Source organism: Trichococcus sp., assembly GCF_049589555.1.
In the GTDB taxonomy this organism is placed as follows: Bacteria; Bacillota; Bacilli; order Lactobacillales; family Aerococcaceae; genus Trichococcus.
On the sequence record NZ_JBAWAZ010000001.1, the window covers coordinates 1 to 2,505 of the forward strand.

At 43.6% G+C, this 2,505-nt stretch carries 1 protein-coding gene; it reads left to right on the forward strand.

What is annotated here, in order from left to right; genetic code table 11:
• Positions 1 to 1,224: glycosyl hydrolase family 65 protein (locus WBV27_RS00005; RefSeq protein ID WP_424198314.1), on the forward strand; the 1,224-nt coding region annotated here is incomplete at its 5' end.
• Positions 1,225 to 2,505 lie beyond the last annotated feature (1,281 nt).

Sequence of the window (2,505 nt, forward strand, 5' to 3'; positions counted from 1 at the left end):
GGCGCCACCTATTGGGATACGGAGGCATACATGGTGCCGATGTACCTTTCCGTGGCCGATCCGAAAGTCACCCGCCAGTTGTTGCGCTACCGTCATCAGCAGTTGCCGGGTGCTTTCCACAACGCACGCCAGCAGGGTCTGAAAGGGGCTTTGTATCCGATGGTGACTTTCACCGGGGTCGAATGCCACAACGAGTGGGAGATCACTTTCGAGGAAATCCACCGCAACGGGGCGATTGCGCATGCCATCTACAACTATACGAACTACACAGGGGATGAAAGCTATCTCGTCGAAACAGGGATCGATGTCCTCGTCGGTATTTCCCGGTTCTGGGCGGATCGGGTCCATTTTTCCAAACGCAAACAAAAATATATGATCCATGGCGTGACTGGCCCGAACGAGTACGAAAACAACGTCAACAACAATTACCACACCAACAATATGGCGACGTGGACACTGAAGTACACGTTGGACGCGCTCAAAAAAGTGTCCCCCGAGAAATGGGCAGAGCATAGCCTGACGGAAGCGGAAACGGACCACTGGAAAGATATTGTTGCCCGGATGTATTATCCGTATGATGAGGAACTGGGAGTTTTTGTCCAGCATGACACGTTCCTTGATAAAGACCTTCGTCCTGCCGATACGTTGGATCCGAGCGAAAGGCCATTGAATCAGCATTGGTCATGGGATAAGATACTCCGCTCTCCGTTCATCAAACAGTCCGATGTGCTGCAGAGCATCTATTTTTTGAATGACCGGTACAGCATGGAAGAAAAGAGACGCAATTTTGATTTCTACGAACCGATGACTGTGCACGAATCATCTTTGTCGCCTTCCGTTCATGCCGTCCTGGCTGCGGAACTCGGGAAGGAAGAAAAAGCAGTTGAATTGTATGCGCGCACCGCAAGGTTGGATCTGGACAACTACAATAATGACACGGATGACGGGCTCCACATCACTTCGATGAGCGGTGCCTGGTTGGCAATCGTCCAAGGCTTTGCCGGAATGCGCGTGAAAGACGGACTCCTGCATTTCAAACCATTCGTTCCGAAAAACTGGCAAGGTTATGACTTCAAAATCAATTTCCGCGGCAGCCTGCTTGATGTGCAAGTGATCGGCGGAGAAGTGACCCTCACTGTTGAAGAAGGACCAGAGCTAGCTGTGTATTTAAATGATGAATTGGTGCAAGTGAATGAGGCTGTCGTTGTCAAGACGAAGCTCTGATCGAATTGGGGGCTGCTGGAAGGCGGCCCTTATTAAATTCTTCTGATGAAGGAGCGGGGAATGCAGCCTTATAATCAGCCGGGAAATTGGATGATAGCACGAAAAAAACTCAAATAATTTTTAAAAAATAGGCAACATTTACTTGCAAAGCAAGCGCTTTCATGTTATTATTACAGTGTAAAGAAGGAAGTGTATACGATCCGAAAGGGTTGCATAAAATGAATTCTTTACATAGAACCAATTGAAGTTCTAGCATCTTATGGTTTTAATTTCATTCATGATCGAGTAGAGACTTTAAGTATAGACCCGAAAAATCTAGAAAAGATTCAACATGACAAAATGAATGAAAAAAGTAACGTAGCAGCAGAAAAGATTTAGATTAGCTTGAAAAACTAAGAAAAATTGATTTAACCTGTGAAGTTAAAACCGTAATAGGATGGATAAAGGTTCAGGAGTGAGAAACATTTTAGGCGAGTAAACTTAAGATGTTATCTCGAAGAAGATTCGTATTTAAATGTGAGTGGCGAGATGCCCCGTTTAAATGTTTGATGAATCTTCAGGTGTACAACTTCATATTGTGGCCATGTTCCTCATTCAGTGGAAAAGAAGTCCGGAAGTTTGTCAGACTCACATGAACGAAGATCATGTCAACGAACATTACCTTTAAATACCAACGGTTTCAGTGTTGGTAGATAAATTACAGGAACTAGTGCTACAACCATGAAGTGAGGCAACCTCGCAATTTGAGGTTGCCTCTTTGATTTTCTCTCGCTGCTTCAGCAGTATTTTCGGGAAATCCAGCATAGGTATCCCTATATTTGGAAAAATAATCGGGTTTCCCATAAAATGATAAATCCATAATAATGCCGATGCACTGCTGTTGACAAGGCTTACATTTTTGTGGTAAAGTTTAGTTCCTCGGTAATCCGATGCGTTTTATTCTGAAATCTGTTTGACACAGGTTTGAAATGATGATAGTATTATGAAGTTGTCTTTTGTAAGGCAACGGCAAGATAAGATTCATTGTTGACAGCAAGATAAAACGATGTTATCATATGAAAGTTGCTGATTCATCCGGCCGACAGTTAAAAATTTAATTTTAAAAACTGTTGACAAGATGCGGTGGCCGTGATAATATGAATAAGCTATCACGTAACGAGTGATACACGATTGACCTTTGAAAACTGAATAAAGAATGAACGAACCAAATGTGCAAGGAGCTTAGACTTCGGTCGAAGCAAACGAAGACGATACTTAGTATCGCAAACATAAAGTCAGCAA